Raw genomic sequence first — 25,063 nt, forward strand, 5'->3', positions numbered from 1 at the left:
GAAATCGATGAAGCTAAAAAATATATACAAGATATGCACAGCTGCTCTGGCACTTCAGATGGGCTTTGCTGGGAGTTTAATGGCCCAGGAAGTGGAGGAAGTAAAGGTGCAGCCCAACAGTCAGGCTGCCTATCTCTCGGAAGAACTTACCGGAAAGGTGGTTTCCAAAAGGACAGGAGCCCCGCTGGAGGGAATAGGGATTTCCTACAAAGATATTTCTGCCACTTTCTCCAACTCTGAAGGTGAATTTAAGCTGACTGTTCCTAGTTACTCCACCACGATTACGGTGAGTTTTGGAGATAATGTCGTCAAAGAAATTCCCGTGAAAGGCAGAAATAGTCTGGAAATAGTGCTTTCAGATTTTGAATTGGCAGAAGCGGGAAAGGTTTCTGTTCAATTGCCCTATGATGAAAGGTTGTCTCATCAGGTGACTGGGGCGGTATCTACAGTAGACCTGACTGATGCTTGGAAGGGCAAAGCAAACTCTCCAGAAACGGCGTTTCAAGGAGAAGCAGCTGGAGTAAACATGATCAGAAGATCCGGAACGCTAGGAATTGGTGCAAACACATTTATTCGCGGTTTGGGCTCTTTGAATGCTGACACCAAACCTTTGGTGGTGGTAGATGGAATGATCTATGACATGAACGAATATGAGGGATCTGTGATCAACGGATTTACGTCAAATCCCCTGTCATTTATTGATGTCAAGGACATTGATAAAGTTACCTTTATGAAAGATGGGGGATCTATTTATGGCACCAAAGGTGCTAATGGTGTTATTTTGATTACTACCTCTAGAGCAAGAGATTTGACAACAAAGATTGACTTTTACACCTATGGAGGAGTCAATATCCAACCTAAAAATCTTCCTGTTATGCAGGCGGATGAATTCAAGCCTTACTTTTCAGAGATGTTACGTAGCAGTGGTCTTACCACCAATGAGGTGTTGAGCCATCGGTATTTGAATGAGGTGCCGGATACTTTGGGCTATTATAATTATCACAATAATACCAACTGGCAAGATCAGGTGATGCGTACCAGCTATGACCAAAATTACTTTGTCAAAGTTTCTGGTGGTGATAATATTGCCTCATATGCCCTTTCCATTGGACACCTGAAAAGTCGCAGTGTCATAGAGGGAGAAGGATTCTCAAGATCAAACGTACGTTTCAATGCGGACTTTCAAGTGACCGAAAAATTCACCGCTGGAACCAATATGGCTTTTTCATATGCCGTAACTGACTTGTACCAGTATGGTAGCGAGGTAAACAGCATCAGCCCTCTTTATCTGGGTTTGGCAAAGTCACCATTTTTGGCACCAAATATTTTCTCAGAAGAAGGAATTGTTTCTCCTAATCTGAGTGACTCAGATTCCTTGGGAATCAGTAATCCCCGTTCAATCATTGAAAATATGCAGGCCCAGAATAGAAGATTCCGTTTCTTCGGCTCCTTCAATGCCAAGTACCAGTTCAATGATCACTTTAGTCTTCAAAGTTTATTTGGACTAACGGTCGACCAAAATAGAGAATCCTTCTTTGTTCCAGATTTGGGGGTTGAAGAGGAAAATGGTACCAATACCATTATCAAAAATAAAATAGGTGGCCAGGTGCAAAGATTGTTCTCTACTTATAGTGATACAAGGTTTGACTACACCAACACGTTTGGATACGCGCACAATTTTGATTTGGGCCTAGGTTTTCGCTTTAACAAAAACACGTTGGAAGAAGACAGAGGTTATTCCTTTAACTCTGGTACAGATGATTTCATTACCCTGGGGGCTGGGGTTGTCAGCCTCAATGAAGCCTACGGAAATAATGGGGAATGGATCTGGATGAGTTACTATGCGGATGCCAGTTATAACTACCTGAACAAATACTTTGTAGATTTTAATGTGGCAGTAGATGGTTCTTCAAGATTCGGTAGTGAAGCAGAAGAAGGAATCAGCCTTTTCAATCATAAGTTTGGGGTTTTCCCTTCTATCAGTGGCGCTTGGTTGATTTCTTCTGAAGATTTTATGGCCAATAATCCACTAGATCTATTGAAATTGAGACTGAGCTATAGCCAAACCGGAAATGATGGTATTGGGAATTATAACCAATATCAACTGTATAACGGATCGAATGTAATGGCCGTTCAGGGCTTGGTAAGGGCAAACATTGCCAATGACCAAATCCAATGGGAAACCAATTCTAAAGTGAATGCAGGAATTGATATTGCTACAGCGAATAGCACACTTGGGTTCAGCATTGATGTGTACCAAAATAACATCTCCAACATGATTACTTACCAACCTTTGAACACGGTTGTAGGCTTGGATTATTATTTGGCCAATGGAGGAGAGATGTCGAACAAAGGCGTGGATCTAGGTGTCTATGCGAAAGTATTGGATCGGGAGGTGAAATTGGATTTGGGCCTTCAGATAGGTACTTACACCAATGAGGTGAAAAAGTTGCCTTACGATCAGCGGATCACGCCCGTGGCTGGTGGTGAAGTGATTACCACTACAGGGGAATCTGCTGCCATGTTTTATGGATACGAAACGGATGGGGTATACAGTACTTCTGAAGCAGCGGCTTCTGATGGATTGAGAACTCCTACTGAAAATGGTACATTGATACCTTTCCAAGCAGGGGACATGAAATTTGTAGATCAAAACAATGATAATATCATTGATGAAGATGACAAGACCATTATTGGTAATCCAAATCCTGATTTCTATGGCGGTTTTACAGCCCATGCCTCCTATAAGCGATTCACTTTTGATGCGGCCTTTTCCTTCAGTTATGGAAATGATGTATATAATTATGTAAGACAGCAAATGGAAGGTATGTCTGGTTATGAAAACCAATTTCTAAGTGTGCGGAACCGATGGAGAGCTGAAGGGCAGGATACAGATATGCCAAGATTGGCCTATGGTGACCCTGCTGGTAACAGCCGTTTCTCTGACCGATGGGTAGAAGATGGATCTTACCTCAGACTTAAAACCATCAATATCAGCTATGATATTCCGGTCAATGGTTCCATCGTCAAGAATGTCAATGTATACGCGGCAGGTCAAAATTTATTGACCATCACCAATTACCTAGGCTATGATCCTGAATTCAGTTATACCAGTAGTGTATTTGGTCAAGGTGTCGATGTGGGATTGACCCCACAATTTGCAAGTGTGTTGTTGGGACTTAAAATCGGATTGTAATCATGGAAAAGTTAACAAGAATCTTAAAAGCCCAAAATATGAAGATGATATTTATCCCTTTTAGAAAATACATTGCGGCTGCTACGATAAGCATGGGACTGTACTCCTGTTCTGACATGCTTGATGTAGAGCCTACGCTGGAGCTGGACAAAGACCGGTTTTATCAAAATCAGTTGGATGCAGATGTGGCCGTAATGGGCGTTTATGGCGAGTTGATGAAACTGGCAGAGCAATATGTGGTGCTTAATGAAGTCCGAGCGGATTTAATCGAGCCTACCATGATGGCTGATGCTGACCTGGTAGATTTGAGCAATCATAGTGTCGTGGCCTCTGATAATAACAAATATGCAGATCCAAAGCCATTTTACAGGGTGATCTTAAACTGTAATGATGTTTTGGCAGGCTTGGACAAAATGCGGGATGAAAACAGGATTACTGAAGATCAGTATAATCAGCGTTTGTCTGATGTAGCTGCCGTAAGGACTTGGGTTTATCTACAACTGGGAATCCATTTTGGAGAGGTACCTTATGTAACCAAGAGTATTGAGTCAATCGATGATGTTAATAACCCTAGTCTTTTCCCGAAGCTAGGCTTAATGGAATTGATCAATGAATTGGTTAAATATATGGAAGACATGCCTTATTTGGATGCATATCCTTCTAACATTGGTCTGGTGGGAAGTTCCGCTGGTTATGATCTCAGTACTTATTTTGTCAATAAAAGAGGTCTTTTGGGAGATTTGTACTTGTGGCAGGGAAACTATACCCAAGCAGCAGAAATGTACAGAACCATCATGGAGTCTTCTACTTCAATGGGGCCCGGCGCAGGTGCAGTTTATTATGATCGAATGAGACTCTCGTGGAGTTCTTCCGATTATTTCAATGTTCGGTACGGAAAAGAGAATGACATCAATTCACTGTACAATGACAATACCAACGGGTGGAGGTCTATTTTTGGTCGTCCAGCAGGAGAGCGATATTCCTACGATGTCTGGGTATGGGTGATGCACTATGATAGTGATTTTGCTCCAGAATATCCATTTATCCGGCTGTTTGCCAATGAAGGGGAAGGAGAGTATCAGTTGAAGCCTTCTCAAGCAATACTGGATAAATGGAATAGCCAAACCCAGTGGAACAATGTGGAGTATGATGCCAGGGGAGTGCTTTCTACAAAAAATTGGGACACCATGGAGCCTGAAGTGGGTAAGTTTACCTTTAATTATAACGCCATCAGCACCCCACTTCAAAGAGAGGGGAAATGGATTTTAGAAAGAGCTGCCTCTGTTCATCTTAAATTTGCCGAAGCAGCCAATATGGATAACTTGGATAGTATCAGTCAGCTTTCGCGGGCCTTGATCAATGATGGAATACGAGAGGCCTATACGCCAGAGAGCTTTTCGGGTGACGATGTTACGGATATCCAGAACACCTTAGGTTATGGTGCTCCTTATGATTTTGATGCCAGACAAGGGGATTTTCCCAGTTATAGGGGGCCTTGGTACAGGCATCAGGGAATTCGAGGAAGGGCTTATTTGCCTCCGATAACCTTACCAGAAGACATTACCAATGTGCAAGAAGAAAAAGAATGGACGGAAGATTTGATCCTTCAAGAGGCTGCGCTGGAATTGGCTTTTGAAGGACATAGGTGGCCCCAGTTACTTCGAATTGCCATGAGAAGGAACCCTTCTGTTTTAGCCGATAGGGTTTATGAAAAACTGTCCAAGTCCCATAACCCTGAGGCGGTAGCCAGGGCAGCAGGAGTAAAGGCTAAATTGAACAGTGGAGATTGGTTCCTTCCTTTTCATTGGGAAAAATAAATCACCCTGTAATTAGTTTAAAATCAGTAAGATGTAATGTGAAATGCAGAAAAATGTATTTGAATAAAAATTATTTTTCAGATATGTTTGTTAAAAATGAAGAATAACTTATATTAAGCCAAAGTTAACAATCACCCAATGTTATGAAGTATCTAAGCATGAAAAAGCGTTCCGGCTTAAGCTGGAAGACTCGATTGTTAGTTTACTTGGCTACTCTTCTAATTTGTGTTTTGGCGGCGAATTTTCGCACCGAGATACAGCAGATCACAGGAAATTCTTACAGTGAAAATGTAAAAATTTCAACCATTCAAGAATAAGCTATGTTAACTAACATATGTAAGTACGGCAAGACCTCAGGTCTTGCCGTATTCATTTTAATTTTAATCAATAGTTCATGGGCAACTGGGCAACAGTTGCGGCAAATGGAAGCCTTAGACCGAGGATTAATAGCACTTCCTTCTCCTGAGGGCGGTAATTTTATCAGTTGGCGTGTATTGGGTACAGAGCCGGAGGATATCAGCTTTAACCTCTACCGAAAGACTCCTTCCGGTAAATCAAAAAAAATAAACAAACGCCCAATCACAGAGGCCAGCAGTTTTACCGATGAGGAAGGAGATAGTAAAAGTACATATGAAGTAAGGGCAGTAGTAGATGGTAAAGAACTTGAAGCATCCCAGCCCAGTTTAACCTGGCAGCAAGACTACCTCTCCATTCCTTTAAAAACCCCTGAAGGTTACATGCCCAATGATGCCTCTGTGGGAGATTTGAATGGAGACGGGCAATACGAAATCGTACTCCACCAAGCGGGCAGAACACACGATAATTCCCATAAAGGTCTCACTGATCCACCGATCCTCCAAGCCTATACCTTAGAGGGGGAGATGCTCTGGGAAATCAATCTGGGAAAGAATATCAGGGATGGAGCCCACTATACACAGTTTATGGTCTATGATCTAGACGGCGATGGGAAAGCAGAAATAGCCTGTAAGACTGCTGATGGTACCACTGATGCTTTGGGAAATGTAATTGGAGATGCCGATGCAGATTATAGGAATGAGGATGGATATATTCTGGAGGGGCCTGAGTTCCTTACCATTTTTGATGGAGAGTCAGGCAAGGCCTTGGCCACAACCGATTATATTCCACCTCGGTATCCAGGAAAACTCAATCCTACTACGGAAGAACTCAAATCTCTTTGGGGAGATGGATATGGCAATAGGATGGACCGTTTTTTGGCAGGGATTGCCTACTTGGATGGTGAGCGCCCAAGCTTGATCATGACCCGTGGCTATTATACAAGAACGGTAATTGCCGCTTGGAATTGGAGGGAAGGTGACCTTTCGGAAGTTTGGACCTTTGACAGCCATGATGGAGATCCTGATCACCGTAAATATGCAGGACAAGGCTATCACAGCTTATCCATTGGGGATCTTGATGAAGATGGGAAAGACGAAATCGTCTTTGGAGCGATGGTTTTGGATGATGACGGGTCTGGAATTTACAGCACAGGTCTTGGACATGGTGACGCCTTACATTTATCGGATATAGATCCAGAAAGACCAGGCATGGAATTATTCGGCATTCATGAACATGTCAGACATGAACATGGTGCCAACCTCCGGGATGCCGATACGGGAGAGATTATTTGGTCTTATCCTTCAGATGATGTAGGAAGGGGCTTGGCCATTGATATTGATCCAAGGTATATGGGCTATGAAAGCTGGGCATCAGGGCCAGGACTAAAAGGCCTTTGGAATGTCAAAGGAGAGGTGATTTCCGAAAAGAAACCGAGCTCCTGCAATATGGGTATATGGTGGGATGGCGACTTGCTTAGAGAAATATTGAATGGAGTGGATATTGATAAATGGGATTTCGAAAATGAGCGCTCTAATCGTATTTTTACAGGTGAAGATTATCAGGTAGCGAAAAATAACGGAACCAAATCCAATCCTGCACTTTGTGCGGATATTCTTGGAGATTGGCGGGAAGAGTTGATCGCTAGAACGGAAGATGGGCAGGAACTGAGAATTTTTACCACTACCATTCCTACAGAACAAAGACTCTATACCTTGATGCATGACCCGGTTTATCGCCTGAGCATTGCGTGGCAAAATGTGGGCTACAATCAGCCAGCCCATACAGGTTTTTATCTTGGTGCAGGAATGCAAAATCCTCCTAGACCACCAATCAGTACAAAGTAATCAAGAGGACACTGGGCTTGATCATGGCATGACTCCAAATTTTGCCATGATTAAGTGTCCTACCTTGATTCCCCAACCAACACAGTTCAGCAGAGTTGAACGGGTTTTTCTTTTTATTTTAAGCGGTAAATAAATAAGGACAATTATGAAGTATTCTTTTTGGATGCTGTGCACCACTATCCTGATGGGTTCAGCATGTAATCCTGCAGAGGAGGGCGACGAAACAGTTAATTTTACAGTTGAGAACAATGCCGAACTTGCCTTGACAGACAAGCCTCTTGTGTTAAAAAGAACAGCTATTCCCGGAGTGGATGATCATGAAGGAAAGTTCCCCTTGATCATCTCGGGAAGAGACACGATTCCTGCTCAGTGGGATGATATGGATGGCGATGGAATCTGGGATGAAGTGTTTATGGTAATGGATTTTTCGGCCAAAGAAAAGAAAAAACTTCAACTGGCTTGGGTAGCGGAAAAACCCAAGTTTCCAGCGAGGACAAGTGTTCGTTTTGGTTTGCGGGAGGGAGCAGATATTCCGGTCCACACGGCTCAAAGTGATACTTTACCAGCAGACGGTCTTCCTAAAAGTGTAGGGTATCAGCCGTACCAAACGGATGGGCCATCTTGGGAAAATGACAAAGTGGGCTTTAGACATTATTTTGATGGCAGGAATGCAAAAGATCTTTTTGGCAAGAAAACTTCCCAAATGAGCCCTGAAGATGTGGGAATCAATAGCCAAGGAGCTGTAGAGGACAATTACCATGTGATGGAAGACTGGGGTCGGGACATTTTGGCGGTTGGAAATTCTGTTGGATTGGGTGGAGTAGCTTTGATGATCGATGGTGAGCCAGCCCGGTTAGGGGTGACCGTAAATGACTCTATCAACAATGTGGAGAATAGTGTTTTTCAAATCATTGAAGAAGGGCCTGTTCGCTCGATTATCCAATACGACTACTTGAATTGGGAAACTCATGACCGCTCCTATGACGTCCAAGAGGTCAGTACCATCTGGCCTGGAATGTATGCTTATAAAAATGAAGTGTCTGTAAAGGGGCTCAAAGGTGATGAGGAGCTTTTGATCGGTTTGGTGAATATTAATAATGATATGGACCTTGCTGAAATTGAGGTCAATGATGAATGGGTGGTTTTACTGACCCATGATCAGCAGAGTTACGAAAAAGAATGGTGGCTGGGGATGGCGCTCATCCTGCCAAAATCAATTTATCAAGGATTTTCAGAAGCTCCTGAGTCAGGAGATCTCTCCAATAGTTATTTGGCTAAGTTAACGATAGAGGAGGGGCAATCGGTCGCCTATTATGCCGTAGCTGGCTGGGAGCTTTCTGATGAGCAGTTTGCTGACAGAGAATATTTTAAAAGCTATGTAGTTGACTTGGTGAACCAATTGACTGCAGAGGTAGAAGTAGCTTGGGCAAAATGAAAGGATTGAGACATAGTATAATGGCTTTTGTGACAGGCATGTTGATTACCTCTTGCACCTGTTCCGTAAACCATTCTTCCGAACAAAAGACCATTGTCAAAAAACTAATTTTTGAAGATGATTTTTCACTACCTCTTGATACCAAAATATGGAAAATAGAAATGGACAGTCTTCCCAATTCTTCAGTTTCATCTTTTGATGGAAAACTGGTTTTGGATACCAAGGGTGGAGTTACAGTTTGGTTGGATAGAAAATTGGCGGGTGACATTGAGATTCACTATAAAAGACAGGTGGTAATGGCTGATGGCCCCAATGATAGGCTTTCTGACCTGAATCAGTTTTGGATGGCCACAGATCCAAAGGATAGCAACCTATTTACGCGGAGCGGTAAGTTTGAGGAATATGATTCCTTAAGAATGTATTATGTGGGTTTTGGAGGGAATTACAATGGAACCACCCGTTTTAGAAAATATCAGGGCAACGGTGAAAAAACACTGCTTTTTGATTTGGAAGATGAAGCCTATTTGCTACAGCCCAACCATTGGTATGACATCAGTATAAAGGTGGAAAATGGAACCATTACCTATTGGGTGGATGGAGAGAAGTTCTTTGAATACAAAGATGAAGCACCATTGACCACTGGATATTTTGGATTTCGCTCCACCTGGTCACATGATGAAATTGACAGTCTAAGGATCTATCAGCTGCAGATGCCTGAAAATAAAAATTAATCTACCACATCACGGATAAACCCTAAACACCACAACATGAAAAACTACTCACTTTCGCGAAGGAGTTTTGTCAAAAATTCAGCATTGATCACTTCTTCTCTTTATATGGCTCCAGGAATAGCAGAAGCTTTTTCTAGTGACAATGAAAGCCCAAAAATAATAGAACCTGTAAAACTCCATTGGTTGGAAAAACCGGAGGGAATTTATACTAGCGGGACCACACTGGGAGTGCCCTGGCCTATGGGGGAGGTGAAAAAAGAAAGTTTTTATTTGGTGAATGAAAACGGGAAACAACACCCTGTTCAAAGTTGGCCATTGGCATTTTGGCCTGATGGATCTATCAAGTGGTCAGGCCATGCGATCTCGAGGCTTGATAAGCTTGGAAAAGGTGTCAAATTGATGCCTGGTAAGGGCGTCCAACCCGAGAAGGCCCTTGTGGTAGAGGAGAGCGCGGAGAAAATCAAGATCGACACTGGTTTGGTGCAATGTAATATTTCAAAAAGCGGTAATCAGTTAATCAAAAGTATAGTCAGGGATGGCCGACGAGGGTTGATCAATGGGCGTTTGGTTTTGTTACATCAAGATGGTGTATTAGGAGAAAAGGAAAATATAACAACGTCTCTCTTTGAAGGCCAAATAGAAAAAGTTGTTGTAGAGCAACAAGGCCCTGTGAGAGCTGTGGTAAAGATAGAAGGAAAGCATGCAGGGTCGGGGCATGAAGCTTGGCTGCCTTTTGTGGTTCGATTGTATTTTTATGCTGGAGGAGACTCCATAAAGACCATGCATACCATTGTGTTTGATGGAGATGAGGAAAAAGACTTTATCAAAGGCTTAGGCTTGAGGTTTGAGGTTCCCATGGAGAATGAGTTATATGACCGGCATATTCGATTTGCGGGAAAAGAACAAGGCGTATTTGCTGAGGCCGTCAGAGGTTTGACAGGCTTGCGAAGAGATGCCGGCAAGGCGGTCAGGGAGGCCCAGGTCCAAGGTGAAAAAACGCCCGATGAAGCAACTTTCCCGGATAGTGTTAAATCTCGCCTGCATTACATTCCTGCCTTCGGGGACTATACCCTTTCCCAGACAAGTCCAGATGCTTTCTCCATCCGTAAGCGCACCAAAGCTGGACATTCTTGGCTAAAATCAGGATTTGGAGATCGTGCACGTGGAACAGGCTATATTGGCGGACCTTCGGGCGGAGTTGCATTTGGGATTAGGAACTTCTGGCAGAGTTATCCTGCGCAGCTGGACATCCGGAATGCGCACACTGAAAATGCTGAGGTGACCATGTGGCTATGGGCACCGGATTCCCCAGCCATGGACTTACGGTTTTATCATGATGGCATGGGGCAGGATACCTATGAAAAGCAGTTGGATGCTTTAAATATTACCTATGAAGATTATGAGCCAGGTTTCGGTACTGCCAAGGGAGTTGCCAGAACCAGTGAGATGACCATTGCAGTTTTGGAAGAAACACCTGATGCATCCTATTTCAATGCCATTACTGACGGAGTAGCGGTTCCTCCACAGCTCAGCCCAGAGCCACAATACATGCATCAAGTAGGAGTGTTTGGAAAAATTTGGGATTTGCCTGATCGCAGCACTCCCCAAAAAGCAAAGATCGAAGCGTACTTGGAAGATTATTTTGCATTTTATCGCCAGCAAGTAGATGACCGGAGATGGTATGGCTTTTGGGATTATGGTGATGTAATGCATAGTTACGATTATGACCGACATACTTGGAAGTACGATGTAGGCGGTTTTGCGTGGGACAATTCAGAATTGTCCACGGACTTGTGGTTGTGGTATTATTTTTTGAGAACGGGAAGATCGGATGTATTTAGAATGGCAGAGGCTATGACCCGACACACAGGAGAAGTGGATGTGCACCATTTGGGAAGGTTTGCCCCACTTGGAAGTCGGCATAACGTACAGCATTGGGGTTGCAGCGCTAAACAACTTCGCATTTCCACAGCAGCCAATAGACGTTTTTATTATTACCTGACAGGTGATGAGCGAGTGGGTGATTTGATGCGGGAACAGATCAATGCCGTGGAAACCTTGAAAGCAATTCCGCCTACCAGAAAAGTTAGTGACAAGTCTGTTTGGGAAACAGAAGATGACCCAAATAAGGTCTATGTAGGTTTTGGGACTGATTATAGTGCTATTTCTGCAGCTTGGTTGACAGAATGGGAACGAACTGGAGACAAAAAAATGAAAGAGAAGCTCGTGAATAGTATGCGGACCATTGGCGCCCAACCAAAAGGCTTTTTTACGGGAGGAAGTAGGATGGATTTACAAACGGGAGAATTTGAAATTCAGGATCGACAGCGGGCATCAGCCTCCCATTTGAGCGCCGTATTTGGTTTGATGGAAATTTGTTCAGAGTTGGTACAAAATATTGAAATACCAGAATTCAAACAAGCTTGGTTACAGTATTGTACTTTGTATAATGCCTCTGATGAAGAGCAAGAAAGGGAGCTGGGAAATGCCTTGGGAAGGCTTAACCTTGGCCAAGGCCATAGTCGATTAACTGCCTATGCCGCACAGCAAAAACAAGACCCTGCATTGGCCAAAAGAGCATGGGATGAATTTTTTGGCGGAGCAGCAGGCTACCGTTTTGATAAACCAGCGATTTATACCGTAGAGGGAGAGAATGTGTTGAGACCTGTCGAGGAAGGGCGTATATCCACCAATGCCACTGCCCAATGGGGATTGGCGGCCATAGAATGTTTGGGTTTGGTAGGAAGTGAATTAAAGGAATAGAGGTGAAAATGTTCAGGATTTCAGTATGGCTGATCCTTACTTTTGGGATCATCCTTACAGGCAAAGCACAACAAGAGTATTCTAAGAGCTGGAAGTTTGATTTCGGTGAAGGAAAGGTTGCCAAAGGATATCAGCAGGTAAAGCCTAATATGAATTATTCCAGCTCGAGAGGGTATGGTTTTTTGGACGGGGAACCGGTAAAAGCGCTGGATAGAGGAGGAGATGAGCTTAAAGGAGACTTTATAACCAGTGAGCAGCCCTTTTTCTTCACGGTGGATGTGCCTGAGGGGAATTATGACGTAAAAGTTGTCTTAGGTGACACTCAAGAAAGTTCCTCAGTTACCATAAGGGTAGAAAACAGAAGATTGGTGTTGGGACGTACCGACACTGAGCCAGGTGAACAGGTGGAAAAAGTTTTTTCAGTACATGTTCGTTATCCAGAAATCAAAGGTACCGATGAAAAAGTAAGGCTTAAATCGCGCGAGCTTGAATATTTACATTGGGATCACCAGCTGACCATAGAGTTTAATGGAGAGAAGCCAAAGGTTGCAGCCATTGAGATTACACCCAATACTCAAGCACCAACCGTCTTTTTGGCCGGTAACAGCACGGTGGTGGACCAAGCCAATGAACCTTGGGCTGCTTGGGGGCAGATGTTTCCTGTATTCTTTGAGCATGGCGAAGTGGTCATCGCCAATCATGCAGAGTCTGGTGAAACGCTAAAGTCCTTTCGAGGAGCAAAAAGATTAGAAAATATCCTTAGTCTAATGAAACCGGGCGATTATCTCTTCATAGAATTTGCACATAATGACCAAAAGCCAGGAGGAAATCATGTAGACCCTTTCACGACTTATCAAGAAGTAATCAGAGAATATATAGCAGCGGTGAAAGCCAAGAAGGGAATTCCGGTTTTGGTAACTTCAATGCATCGAAGAAGGTTTGATGAAAAGGGAAAGATTATCAATACCTTGGACGATTATCCTGCGGCCATGCGCGAATTGGCGAAAGAGGATGACATTACTTTGATTGATTTAAATGCGATGAGCAAAGAACTCTATGAGGCGTGGGGTGTAGAGGAATCCAAGAAGGCTTTCGTACATTTTCGAGCAGGGACCTTTGAGGGGCAGGATAAGGATTTCGCGGATAATACCCATTTTAGTACTTATGGTGCCTATCAATTGGCCAGCTGTGTGGTTTTGGGATTGAGCCAAACTGATCTCAAGCTCAAAGATTATCTTAAGAAAGATATCCCTGTCTTTGACCCAGCTTCTCCACCTCCTTTTGAGGACTTTTATTGGCCTTTAAGTTCTAAGACTTCTATTATTAAGCCTGATGGTGATTGATTGGGAAGATTTGCTAATTAGCTGTCTCATCACTGTTTTTCCGATCACCTCCTACAGATTCAGAAAAGACCCAATATGACAGGTTAATTGTTTAATAAGTGTATAAATAACAGTTAATTTATTATATTAGAACTTCGATTACCTGAAGGGTATTCGAAATCAATTTATGTGGATAGAGCATTAAATATTGTTTTATCCACCATTAAATCTAATGATAACCTGCACTTATGAAAAAGATTAAACCCCTAATGCTTGGGATATTGGCGGCTATGGCGCCTTTGTTCTTACAAGCCCAGCAAGAACCTACCGAATTAGTAGTAGACTTGAATGAAAAGGTCTCTGATGTATCCCCGACCATGTGGGGATTGTTTTTTGAAGATATCAACTTCGCCGCGGATGGTGGGCTTTATGCCGAGATGATCAAAAATTACTCTTTCGAATTTGAAAACCCCATGATGGGATGGGGCAGAGTGGAAGACCATGGCGCCAAGGGCTATGTTTTTAACCGCAAACATGAAGCTGCTGGAGCCAATCATAAATTTCTCCGCATGCAGCGTCTCAATGAAGAGGGAAACTTTGGGGTAAGCAACCAAGGATTCCGAGGAATCGCTGTCAAGGAAGGTTTAAAATATACTTTGACCTTTATTGCGAAAGTAGCCAAAGGAGAGAACCTAACCGTTACGGCTAAATTATGGGATAAAGACCAGTTGATCGGAGAAGGATCCGTCAGTGGATTTTCCGATGAATGGGCGGAATATGAGATTGAAATGACCTCTTCCAAGACTTTGGACGGAGTGGGCTTTCAGTTTTTGCTCGAGGGAGAAGGTGAATTAGACGTGGATATGATCAGCATGTTTCCAGAGGATACTTGGAAAGGAAGAAAAAGAGGCTTAAGAAAAGATTTGGTTCAGCTTTTGGCGGACATGAATCCTGGCTTTCTGAGGTTTCCGGGAGGATGTATTGTCGAAGGGTTTGATTTAGAAAATAGATATGAATGGAAGAAGACGATCGGAAATATGGAAGACCGTGAGGTGATCAAAAACCGTTGGAATATTGAGTTTGCCCATCGGACTACACCTGATTATTACCAATCTTTTGGAATTGGTTTTTTTGAATATTTTCAGTTGTCAGAGGACATTGGCGCGGAACCACTTCCTATTTTGAGTTGTGGCCTGGCCTGTCAGTTCAACACTGGAGAGCAAGTGCCCATAGGGGCCCTGGACGAATATGTAAACGATGCTTTGGACTTGATTGAATTTGCCAATGGGTCTGTGGATAGTAAATGGGGTGCTAAGCGGGCAGAAATGGGACATCCAGAGCCTTTTGGACTGAAGTTTATTGGTGTAGGGAATGAAAACTGGGGGCCTCAATACATTGAAAGAGCCAAGATTTTTGAAAAAGCCATTAAAGCAGCCTATCCAGATGTGACGATTGTATCTACTTCAGGTCCTTTTCCTGACGGTCGAGAGTTTGAGTATCTCTGGGGAGAGTTGAGAGAGATGGAGGCGGAACTGGTTGATGAACATTATTACAGACCTCCATCTTGGTTCAGGGAAAATGCCAGAAGATATGACGATTATGACCGCAATGGTCCAAAGGTTTTTGCTGGAGAATATGCCGCCCATAGCACTACAGTAAGTGAAAACTTTAAGCGTAACAACTGGGAAGCGGCTTTGTCAGAGGCAGCCTTTATGACCGGTTTGGAGCGGAATGCTGATGTGGTAAGACTGGCTTCCTACGCACCATTGTTTGCCCATGTGGATGGTTGGCAGTGGAATCCAGATATGATTTGGTTTGATAATTTGCGTTCTTATGGCACGACCAATTATCAGGTGCAAAAGCTATTTTCTACCAATCCTGGCACCCATGTGTTGTCCATTACCCAGGAGGGGAATAGCCTAGCTGGGGAAAATGGGTTATACGCATCAGCGACCATTGATGAAAATACCAATGAATTGATTTTTAAAATAGTCAATACCTCATCAGAACCCAAGCAGGTCAGCATCAAGCTGGACGGAAAATACAAAGGGAGTGGCACTGGAGAACTTCTGGAAATGGCTGACAAGGACCTAGAAGCCTATAACTCTCTGGATGACCCTGAAGCAGTAATCCCTTTAAGCAAATCTATTGAAGTAAACAAAAAAACCATTGAGCTGGAATTAAAAGGCCAATCTGTTAATGTTGGTAGAGTTAAAGTGGCCAAATAAATCTAATTTATCATGTTGATTTTGGAGAATCATCAAAGTAAATGCAGACAGATATTTCAGTCTGCATTTACTTTTACCCTAATTTTCTTTTGGAACATTGGTACAGTGTTCGCCCAAGATGGAAGGAAATTCAATCCCATTTTGCCAGACAATATTGCAGATCCCTCCATAGCCTATTTTGGTGGGACCTACTATCTCTATGGCACGACGGATATTGACCAGGGATTGTCCAAAATGGGTCCTCCTGTTGTTTGGACTTCAAAGGATTTTGTGAATTGGAGCTTTGAAGGAACCATTCTGGAAAATATTGATTGGAACAAAGCTTACAATTTTGAGGATAAAGAGGGAAAGCAAAAGTCAGCATATTTTCGGTATTGGGCACCAGGAAGACCGATAGAGAAAGATGGGAAATATTATTTGTGGCCTACCATAGTGAAGCCGGATGACCAAATGGGTATTTATGTGATGGTTGCAGACCACCCTACGGGCCCTTTTAAATTCCTCAATGGAGAGGGGCTTACTTTTAGCGGTTCTCAAATGGTAGAGCCTGAAGCCAAGCCTATTATTGATGATATCGATGCGGAGGTTTTCGTAGAGGAGGATGGCACTGCTTTTATTTATTGGAGAAGAAGAAAGGCTGCCAGACTGAATGAGGATTGGACAGGATTGGAGGGAGAAGTTATGGATATCCCGACCGGCCATGGAGGATATTCTGAAGGCCCTACAGTCTTTAAAAGAAACGATATCTATTATTATCTCTATACCCTATCAGGTCATGCCAATTATAAAAATGCTTACATGATCAGTAAAGAGGGTCCCTTAGGTCCTTTTAAAGAACCCGGGGGACCGTCCATTTTTATCCACTCGGATGGAAAAGCAGGAATCTGGGGTCCAGGTCACGGTAATATCTTCCATGACCCACAAACTGGCAAATACATTTTTGCCTATTTGGAATATGGAGAAGGAGGAACAACCAGACAGGTTTTTGCCAATGAGATGAAATTTGATTCTGATGGTACGATTAAGCCCATCCAAGTTGATTTCGAAGGAATTGGTTATTTAGGAAATCCATCCAAAGAGGGAACCAATTTAGCCTTTGGTGCTAAAGCAAGTGCTTCTTCCAGCAAAAAGGCCAAGGAAGTAGAGGCCAAGATGGATTTGAACCCAAATAATCTGGCTGGTGGAACGAGTCCCAGAGAACAGACCAAACAAAAGATATTTACTTATGAGGCGGAAAATGCCACAGATGAAAGTAATTATACCCGATGGGTTGCAGATGAGGGTGATGAAAATCCTTGGTTGCAAATCGATTTGGGTAAGAAGAAGCAGGTCAAAAGAATGAGTTTGGCATTTGTACACCCGGTATATGGACATGCTTTTGAAATACTAGGTTCTGAAGATGGTGAAAATTGGGAAAAGATACATGAACAATCGGAGCCTGAAATCAAGACGCCGCACGATATAAAAGTCAAAGCGCAGGCAAGGTATTTAAAGGTAATTATCTTAGCCGGACATCCTGGGATTTGGGAAATGAAAGTTTACTAGAATATTTAGCCAGCCTCTCGGGGTTGGCTTTTTTGTTCACGGATTCTGCTGATTTTCGCAGATGTTCAATTCCAGTTAGGTATTGAATATCTGTAAAATCCGAGTTGTCCATGGGCAGGTTTTGACATGATAGTACAGGATAGCCTCTGCTCCTATTCTTTCTAACTTGGTATTAAAACAAGGGAGATCCCTTGACTTTTATCATGTCAACTAACCCAAAATCATTCCGAGTCATGAAAAAAAAATGCTTGTGGATATACTGCCTCGCCTCCTTGTCTTTACTGGGCTCTTGTGTGCAGGAAAAACAAAAAGTAAGCTGGAGAGATGGTATTCTTGTAGATGAATTTATATATGAGGAAGCACCCTACCCTTCTTGTCATGCTGCCACAATAGCAGAAACCTCAGATGGTCTTGTAGCCGCTTGGTTTGGCGGAACCCATGAAAGAAACCCTGATGTAGGTATATGGTTAAGCCATCATAAGGATGGTAAATGGACACCATCTGTTGAAGTGGCCAATGGCGTGATCAATGACACCTTGCGCTATCCAACTTGGAATCCAGTGCTTTATCAGGTGCCAGATGGTGATTTACAACTTTATTATAAAGTGGGTCCACATCCTTCCAAATGGTGGGGAATGATGATGAGCTCAAAGAATGGAGGACAGAGCTGGTCTGCCCCAAAGGTACTTCCTGACAGTGCGGTAGGACCTGTAAAAAACAAACCTGTTTTGTTGGGCAATGGAGATTTGATAGCACCTTCAAGTACAGAAGGGGATGGTTGGAATATCCATTTTGAGGTTTCACCAGACTTTGGGGAAACTTGGGAAATGGTCGGGCCAATTGATCGTGGAGAAGATGACATCAACGCCATCCAGCCTAGTGTATTGGATCATGGAAACGGAAAGCTTCAGATTTTAGCCAGAACACGCAATAGGGCCATCGGAACCTCTTGGTCCGAAGATTATGGGCAAACTTGGACTCCTTTGGAAAAATCCAATTTGCCAAATAACAATTCCGGAACAGATGCAGTGACTTTAGCAGATGGAAGACACCTTTTGGTTTATAATCATGTTTTGCCTCCCGGTGATAAAGCAAAAGGTCCAAGAACTCCTTTGAATGTATCCATTTCTAATGATGGGATCAACTGGGAAGCTTCACTGGTTTTGGAAGATTCAGAAATCAGTCAATACTCCTACCCTGCGATTATACAGTCATCTGATGGTATGGTGCACATTGTATATACTTGGAGAAGAGAGCGGATCAAACATGTGAAAATTGACCCTGATAGGCTGACCTCGCTGCCGATCAAAGATGGAACTTGGCCAAAACTCCCTGAAGAGGCAACCACTATAGAAGAAGCTGTCGAAGAATGAAAGAAGGCATAAATAAAGGTTTTAACAAGAAGAGATTCGTGAATAGGTTTAAAAGGAGAAGTTTTATCAAATCTTTGGCGCTGATTGGCGGAGGGATAGTTTCTGGTCAGGCTTTGGCTGCCTGTACATCCAGCAAGGCAATGACTGGTTTGGCAAAGAAGCGCTATCAAATAGCAGTTTGTGACTGGATGATCCTTAAACGCCAAAAACTCAGTGCCCTGGCCTTAGCCAATGAGATCAACGCAGATGGCATTGAGTTAGATATGGGGGGATTGGGTAACCGTGATACTTTTGACAGCAAATTGGGAGATGCCCAAACCCGTCAACAGTTTTTGGAAGAAGCCCAAAAACAAGGTGTTGGGTTTAGCTCCATTGCCATGTCAGGTTTTTATGCTCAGTCTTTTGCCGAGCGTCCAACTGTACCGCAAATGGTACAGGATACGGTTGACACCATGAAGGGGATGCAGATCAAAGTAGCTTATTTGCCTTTAGGGGTTCAAGGGGATTTGGTTAAACACCCAGAACTCAGGCCCGCTATAGTGGAAAGGCTGAGGATGGCAGGGGGCAAAGCCCAAGAGGCTGGAGGTGTTATCGCCGTAGAAACAGCCTTGGATGCAGCTGGAGAAGTGGAGTTGTTAAAAGAAATAGGGTCACCAGGAGTGAAAATATCTTTCAATTTCGCGAACGCCATCAAGAACGGGAAAGATATTCCTACAGAATTGAAAAAATTGGGAGCGGAAAACATTGCCCAAATTCACTGCTCGAATACTGATGGTGAGCTAATTCAAAATGACCCTGCTCTGGATATGCCTACGATCAAGAGGACCTTGGATAAGATGGGCTGGTCAGGTTGGTTGATCATTGAACGCTCAAGAGATACGGATGATGTACATAATGTCCGTGCGAATTATGGGGGTAATGTGGCTTACATGAAGTCGGTGTTCCAAGGTTAACTTACAACCCAAGATTTTACACAAAATAGTTTTTCTTGCATTTACCCAAAACTAACCAGGCATGAAATTACTGATTCGACTTTTAGTAGTAGTCCTCTTGCTATCTGCATGTCATTCACGAGAAAAAATCACCATCCTCACGACTGAAAACGCCTCCAACAGGGTGAGGTTTGGTGCAGAGCAGCTTGTAAAGGCACTGGAGGCTAACAACACGTATGAAGTCAATTTAGAAAAACTAGGTACTGAGAAAATACAGGGTAAGGCCATTGTCATCGGAGAGCAAGGAGATTCGGTTTTGGTTCGGTGGAAGCAAGAGAATGCAGAGGGGACAAATAATGGAGATCTTGCTGGAAAAGAGGCATTTCAAATTAGAAGTGCAGGAGAAAGCACCTTGTTGGTGGAAGGTGTAGATGGTTCAGGCGCATTATATGGAGCAATTGAGTTGACCGATCAACTGATAGCATCAGGGAGAATCGATTTTCTGCAAGAATTGGTGGACGCACCGGAAATGGTCCTTCGCGGAGCCTGTATCGGTTTACAGAAGACCTCATATTTGCCAGGGCGAGGTGTATATGAATATCCTTATACGCCTGAAAATTTCCCTTGGTTTTACGATAAAGAACTTTGGATCGACTATTTGGACATGTTGGTTAATAACCGCATGAATTCCCTTTATCTTTGGAACGGCCACCCTTTTGCTTCTTTGGTAAAACTGGAGGAATATCCATTTGCGGTGGAAGTGGACGACGAAACATTCAAGAAAAATGAGGAAATGTTTCGTTTTATCACCGAAGAAGCCGATAGGCGGGGCATATGGGTCATTCAAATGTTTTACAACATTATTGTTTCCAAGCCTTTTGCGGAGCATTATGGCATTGAGACCCAAGATCGCAGTCGCCCAATTATTCCATATATAGCAGATTACACCCAAAAATCAATTGCGGCATTTATTGAGAAATACCCCAATGTAGGTTTACTTGTGGCGCTGGGAGAGGCCATGTCTGGTGAAGAAAATGATGTGCAGTGGTTTACCGAAACCATCATTCCGGGTGTTAAGGATGGCCTTAAAGCATTGGGGCGAACCGATGAAGCTCCAATTATTTTGAGGGCTCACGACACCAATGCTCCATTGGTCATGGAAAAGGCATTGCCCCTTTACCATAACCTTTATACCACCCATAAATACAATGGCGAGTCATTGACGACCTACCAACCCAGAGGCCCTTGGACAGCTATCCACAAAAGTCTAAGTTCCAAGGGGAACATCCATATTTCCAATGTTCATATTTTAGCCAATTTGGAGCCGTTCAGGTATGGATCACCTGACTTTATCCAAAAGAGCGTGCAAGCCATGCATGATGTACACGGAGCCAATGCTTTGCATCTTTACCCACAGGCATCCTACTGGGATTGGCCATACACAGCAGATAAAATTGAAGGAGATGAACGACTTTTGCAGATCGATAGGGATTGGATTTGGTATAAAGCCTGGGGGCGTTATGCTTGGAATTGTCGAAGAGATCGTGATGAAGAGATTGCCTATTGGAGTCAATTGTTAGGCGAAGAATATGGAGCTGGAGAGGAAGTTGGAAGGCAAATATTGGCTGCCTATGAAGAGACAGGTGAAATTGCACCCAAACTTCTGAGGAAGTTCGGGATCACCGAGGGGAATCGCCAAACCCTCTTACTGGGGATGTTTGGCAGCCAATTGGTTAACCCTTATAAATGGAGAGTATATCCTGGCTTTCATTCTTCTTGTGGCCCTTTGGGTGAAATTCTGATCGAATATGCCGAAAAAGAAAATAAGGGCTTAGCTCATGAAGGGGAAATTCCGCCTCAGCTTATAGCAGAAGTGGAGGAACATGGGAGACTGGCAGTAGAGGCCATTGATGCTGCTGCTCTTCAGATTAAATCCAATAAGGAGGAATTTGCTCGCCTCCAGAATGATATACACAGCTATCAGGCTTTTGCACAGTTTTTCTCTGAGAAGGTGAAGGCAGCCATGGAGGTGTTGGAATTTAAATATTCAGGAGATGTGTCAGACTTGGAAGAAGCGCTGCCTCATTTGGAAAATAGCGTCCACTATTATAAGGAGTTGGTAGCCCTGACCAAAGACACCTACTGGTATGCCAATAGTATGCAAACCTCCATGAGGAGGATTCCCATCGGTGGAGATAATGGAAAAAATAAACATTGGTCAGAATTACTTCCCCATTATGAAAAGGAATTGGCCAGTTTTAAAAGAAACATAACTTTATTAAGTGACAGGGATGATGGAGAACAACTGCCTGTCCAAAAGGGAAAGCCTTGGGAAAATGCAGTTATAGATTGGAAAATAGAGTATCCAACTTTTGAAGTCAAGCCAGGTCAAAAAGTCTTTAGTGATAGCCCAAGCAAAATCACCCAAGTGGCTGAAGAGCTTAGTGACTTAAATGGCTTATTACTTTCATCTGAAAAACTGGATGATGAGGGGATAACGCTTGAATTTACAGCTAAGCAGCCCTTGAGGTTGGTTTTAGGCTATTTTAATACAGGCGACAAACATTTTCTTACCCCACCAACCTTGGAAACCAATGCCATGGGCAACATGCGAGGAGAAGCAGAAGTTCAACTCGCCAATGCCATGCAGATTGAGGGTATGCCACCCCTAAATATCCATACCTATTTATTTGAGGCTGGGGAAAATAAATTGGTTTTGGAAGATGGGAAAGTATTGATCTTAGGAGCTATAAAAGCAAACCAAGAAATTACTTCACGAGAAGTTGGGCTTATTGGAGACGAGCAAAAAGTAGCCGTAGATTGGGTGTTTTATTAAAAGTGATCTAAATAGGGGTTTGATGGGTTAAATGAATCATATAGGAAAAATTTCTCTTCGGCTTTGGAAGACAATGGATGTTTTTTACGGTATTTGAACTAAAGATATTTTAGTCGTGGGGAGTGGTAAAATGTTTGAAAGCCTTCTTTTCTAGAAAACTGTGTATTATTTTACAAGTGAGAGCCTACCAGAAACTCCTCTCGATATGGATTTATAAATTGAATTATGCAGAAACTATATAGTATTTCAATGATTTTGATGATGCTTGTTGGCTTTTGGGCCTGCTCATTTTCTTCTAAGGAAGTTCGTCAGGTTGTTGATTTTAATAGAGGATGGTACTTTAAGTTGGGAGATCACCCCAATGCCATTCGGGAAGGATTTGATATTTCCAGTTGGAGATTACTCTCAGTTCCCCATGATTGGAGCATTGAAGGTAATTTTAGTGAAGATCATCCTACCAAACCAGAGGGAGGAGCACTGCCAGCGGGTATGGGTTGGTACCGAAAGACCTTTTTTTTACCCAAAGAGGCAAGTGAGCAGAGCATTTGGGTAGAATTTGATGGGGTTTACAGAAACAGTGAGGTTTGGATCAATGGACATCGTTTGGGAGAGCGGCCAAATGGTTACAGTTCTTTCGAGTATGATTTAAGTGAATTCCTGACATATGGGGATGATGCCAATGTAATTGCGGTAAAAGTGGATAATTCTGCCCAACCCAATTCAAGGTGGTACACAGGTTCCGGAATCTATAGAAATGTAAGGTTGATCAGGACAGGCAAGATCCATGTGGATCATTGGGGCACATTTGTGAGCACTCCAGCAATCAGCAACGAAACGGCTAAAGTGGAACTGGAAGTGATCATTAGAAATGAAGGTCACAACCGAAGACACCTGACCATTGAAACCGTGATTTTGGATGCTGAAGATCAAGAGGTGGCACAGTTGGAGTCCAAAGCTTCTGTGGAAGGCAGCAGTCACTTCGAGATATTACAAGAAATGGAAGTTAGTCAGCCAGCCTTATGGTCTACTGAAAGGCCATACTTATATAAAGTGGTAACGAAGGTATATGCCGGTATGCAATTGCAAGATGAATATACCACACCATTGGGGATCAGGTATTTTGAGTTTGATACCAAGAAAGGCTTTTCCCTCAATGGAACTCCGATGAAAATTCTTGGGGTTTGTAACCACCATGATTTGGGTGCCTTGGGAGCTGCTGTCAATAAAAGGGCAATTGAAAGGCAGTTGGAGATTTTAAAGGAAATGGGAGTTAATGCCATTCGAACGGCTCACAATCCTCCAGCTCCTGAGCTATTGGACTTGTGCGATGAGATGGGCTTTATTGTCCAAGATGAGGCCTTTGACGTATGGAAAAAGAAAAAAGTGGATGAAGATAGCCATACTTTTTGGGACCAATGGCATCGAAAGGATCTTGAAGATATGATCTTGAGGGATCGAAACCATCCCTCCGTAATGATGTGGAGTATTGGGAATGAGATTCGAGAGCAATTTGACAGTACCGGTATCAGCATTACGCGTGAGTTGGTGGGAATTGTAAAAGAACTTGACAATACTCGGCCGGTGACCTGCGCATTGACAGAAAATGTTCCCAAGAAGAATTTCATTTACCAATCAGGTGCTTTGGATCTTTTGGGTTTTAATTATAAGCACAAAGACCACAAGAATTTTCCTAACTGGTATCCAGGTGAAAAATTGATTGCTTCAGAAAATATGTCTGCATTGGCCACTAGAGGTCATTATGACCTGCCTTCTGATACCATAATGCGTTGGCCTGCATCCTATGACCAACCCCTGACTACTGGGAATGAGGATTATACCGTATCCGCTTATGACCAGGTATCTGCCTATTGGGGCAGTACACATGAGGAAACATGGAAATCAATTAAGCAGCAAGACTTTATGGCTGGCCTCTTCGTTTGGACAGGGTTTGATTACTTGGGAGAACCTATTCCCTACCCTTATCCGGCCAGAAGTTCCTATTTTGGAATCATAGACTTGGCCGGTTTTCCCAAGGATGTTTATTACATGTACCAAAGTGAATGGACGGATACCCCAGTATTACATGTTTTTCCCCATTGGAATTGGGAGGAAGGCCAAATGGTTGATGTGTGGGCTTATTATAATCAGGCAGATGAAGTGGAATTGTTCCTCAACGGAGAGTCACAAGGAACCAGGAAAAAGTCTGATGATGAACTCCATGTAATGTGGCGCGTTCGATATCAGCCTGGAAATATTAAGGTAGTGTCTAGAAAGAATGGAAAGGCAGTGTTAGAAAGAGAAATTTTTACTGCTGGAGAGCCTCAAAGAGTTACTTTGACCCCAGATAGGGAAATCATCAAAGCAGATGGGAAAGACCTCTCTTTCATTACGGTAAACATTCAGGACATGGAAGGTAATTTAGTGCCTTACGCAGACAATATGGTGCATTTTGAATTGGAAGGTGAAGAGGCTACTATTGTAGGAGTTGACAATGGGTACCAAGCCAGTTTGGAGCCGTTTAAGGTCAATTATCGTAAGGCGTTTAAAGGAAAGTGCCTATTAATTGTTCAATCTACTTCCAATAGTGGAGTGGTGAAAGTTAAGGCCACAGCAGAAAATCTTCAGCCGGCTGAGATCGAACTAAAAATAGTAGATTAATAGGATAATATTTATCCACAAGTCAA

At 43.0% G+C, this 25,063-nt stretch carries 13 protein-coding genes; all 13 read left to right on the top strand.

Translation table 11 applies throughout. From position 1 onward, the window contains the following. Positions 1–7 precede the first annotated feature (7 nt). On the top strand, positions 8–3,196 hold the full coding sequence (locus tag IFO69_RS13575; protein ID WP_192010664.1) for a SusC/RagA family TonB-linked outer membrane protein: 3,189 nt from the start codon (positions 8–10) through the stop codon (positions 3,194–3,196). 2 nt (positions 3,197–3,198) lie between these two features. Further along, positions 3,199–5,013 (top strand): RagB/SusD family nutrient uptake outer membrane protein, encoded by a 1,815-nt coding sequence (locus tag IFO69_RS13580; RefSeq protein WP_225444135.1) that lies wholly within the window; start codon positions 3,199–3,201, stop codon positions 5,011–5,013. Positions 5,014–5,333: 320 nt separating this feature from the next. Then, complete coding sequence (locus IFO69_RS13585) at positions 5,334–7,214, top strand: rhamnogalacturonan lyase (protein WP_192010665.1); 1,881 nt, start codon at positions 5,334–5,336, stop codon at positions 7,212–7,214. A 145-nt stretch (positions 7,215–7,359) separates the two neighbouring features. Then, positions 7,360–8,649: a DUF4861 domain-containing protein gene (locus tag IFO69_RS13590; RefSeq protein ID WP_192010666.1), complete on the top strand. Its 1,290-nt coding sequence runs from the start codon at positions 7,360–7,362 to the stop codon at positions 8,647–8,649. Beyond that, entirely contained in the window at positions 8,646–9,380 is a 735-nt protein-coding gene (locus tag IFO69_RS13595) for a DUF6250 domain-containing protein (protein WP_192010667.1), read from the top strand. The genes IFO69_RS13590 and IFO69_RS13595 overlap by 4 nt, the downstream gene beginning before the upstream one ends. A gap of 36 nt (positions 9,381–9,416) precedes the next feature. Then, a complete protein-coding gene (locus tag IFO69_RS13600) occupies positions 9,417–12,143 on the top strand; it encodes an exo-rhamnogalacturonan lyase family protein (RefSeq protein WP_192010668.1) in 2,727 nt (908 codons plus the stop codon). An 8-nt stretch (positions 12,144–12,151) separates the two neighbouring features. Then, positions 12,152–13,486, top strand: coding sequence for a rhamnogalacturonan acetylesterase (locus IFO69_RS13605; RefSeq protein WP_192010669.1), 1,335 nt, complete (start codon positions 12,152–12,154; stop codon positions 13,484–13,486). 227 nt (positions 13,487–13,713) lie between these two features. Then, on the top strand, positions 13,714–15,693 hold the full coding sequence (locus tag IFO69_RS13610) for an alpha-L-arabinofuranosidase C-terminal domain-containing protein (RefSeq protein ID WP_192010670.1): 1,980 nt from the start codon (positions 13,714–13,716) through the stop codon (positions 15,691–15,693). A 12-nt stretch (positions 15,694–15,705) separates the two neighbouring features. Continuing rightward, positions 15,706–17,238 (top strand): family 43 glycosylhydrolase, encoded by a 1,533-nt coding sequence (locus IFO69_RS13615; protein ID WP_192010671.1) that lies wholly within the window; start codon positions 15,706–15,708, stop codon positions 17,236–17,238. A gap of 233 nt (positions 17,239–17,471) precedes the next feature. After that, a complete protein-coding gene (locus IFO69_RS13620) occupies positions 17,472–18,611 on the top strand; it encodes a sialidase family protein (protein WP_192010672.1) in 1,140 nt (379 codons plus the stop codon). After that, positions 18,608–19,564 carry a sugar phosphate isomerase/epimerase family protein gene (locus IFO69_RS13625; protein WP_192010673.1) on the top strand — a complete coding sequence of 319 codons (957 nt, stop codon included), beginning with the start codon at positions 18,608–18,610 and terminating at the stop codon, positions 19,562–19,564. The genes IFO69_RS13620 and IFO69_RS13625 overlap by 4 nt, the downstream gene beginning before the upstream one ends. A 61-nt stretch (positions 19,565–19,625) precedes the next feature. Then, positions 19,626–22,379: an alpha-d-galacturonidase gene (locus tag IFO69_RS13630; RefSeq protein WP_192010674.1), complete on the top strand. Its 2,754-nt coding sequence runs from the start codon at positions 19,626–19,628 to the stop codon at positions 22,377–22,379. A gap of 225 nt (positions 22,380–22,604) precedes the next feature. Further along, a complete protein-coding gene (gene galB / locus IFO69_RS13635) occupies positions 22,605–25,037 on the top strand; it encodes a beta-galactosidase GalB (RefSeq protein WP_192010675.1) in 2,433 nt (810 codons plus the stop codon). Positions 25,038–25,063: the final 26 nt, after the last annotated feature.

The sequence above is a fragment of the Echinicola arenosa genome (assembly GCF_014841125.1).
GTDB classification, from domain to species: Bacteria; Bacteroidota; Bacteroidia; order Cytophagales; family Cyclobacteriaceae; genus Echinicola; species Echinicola arenosa.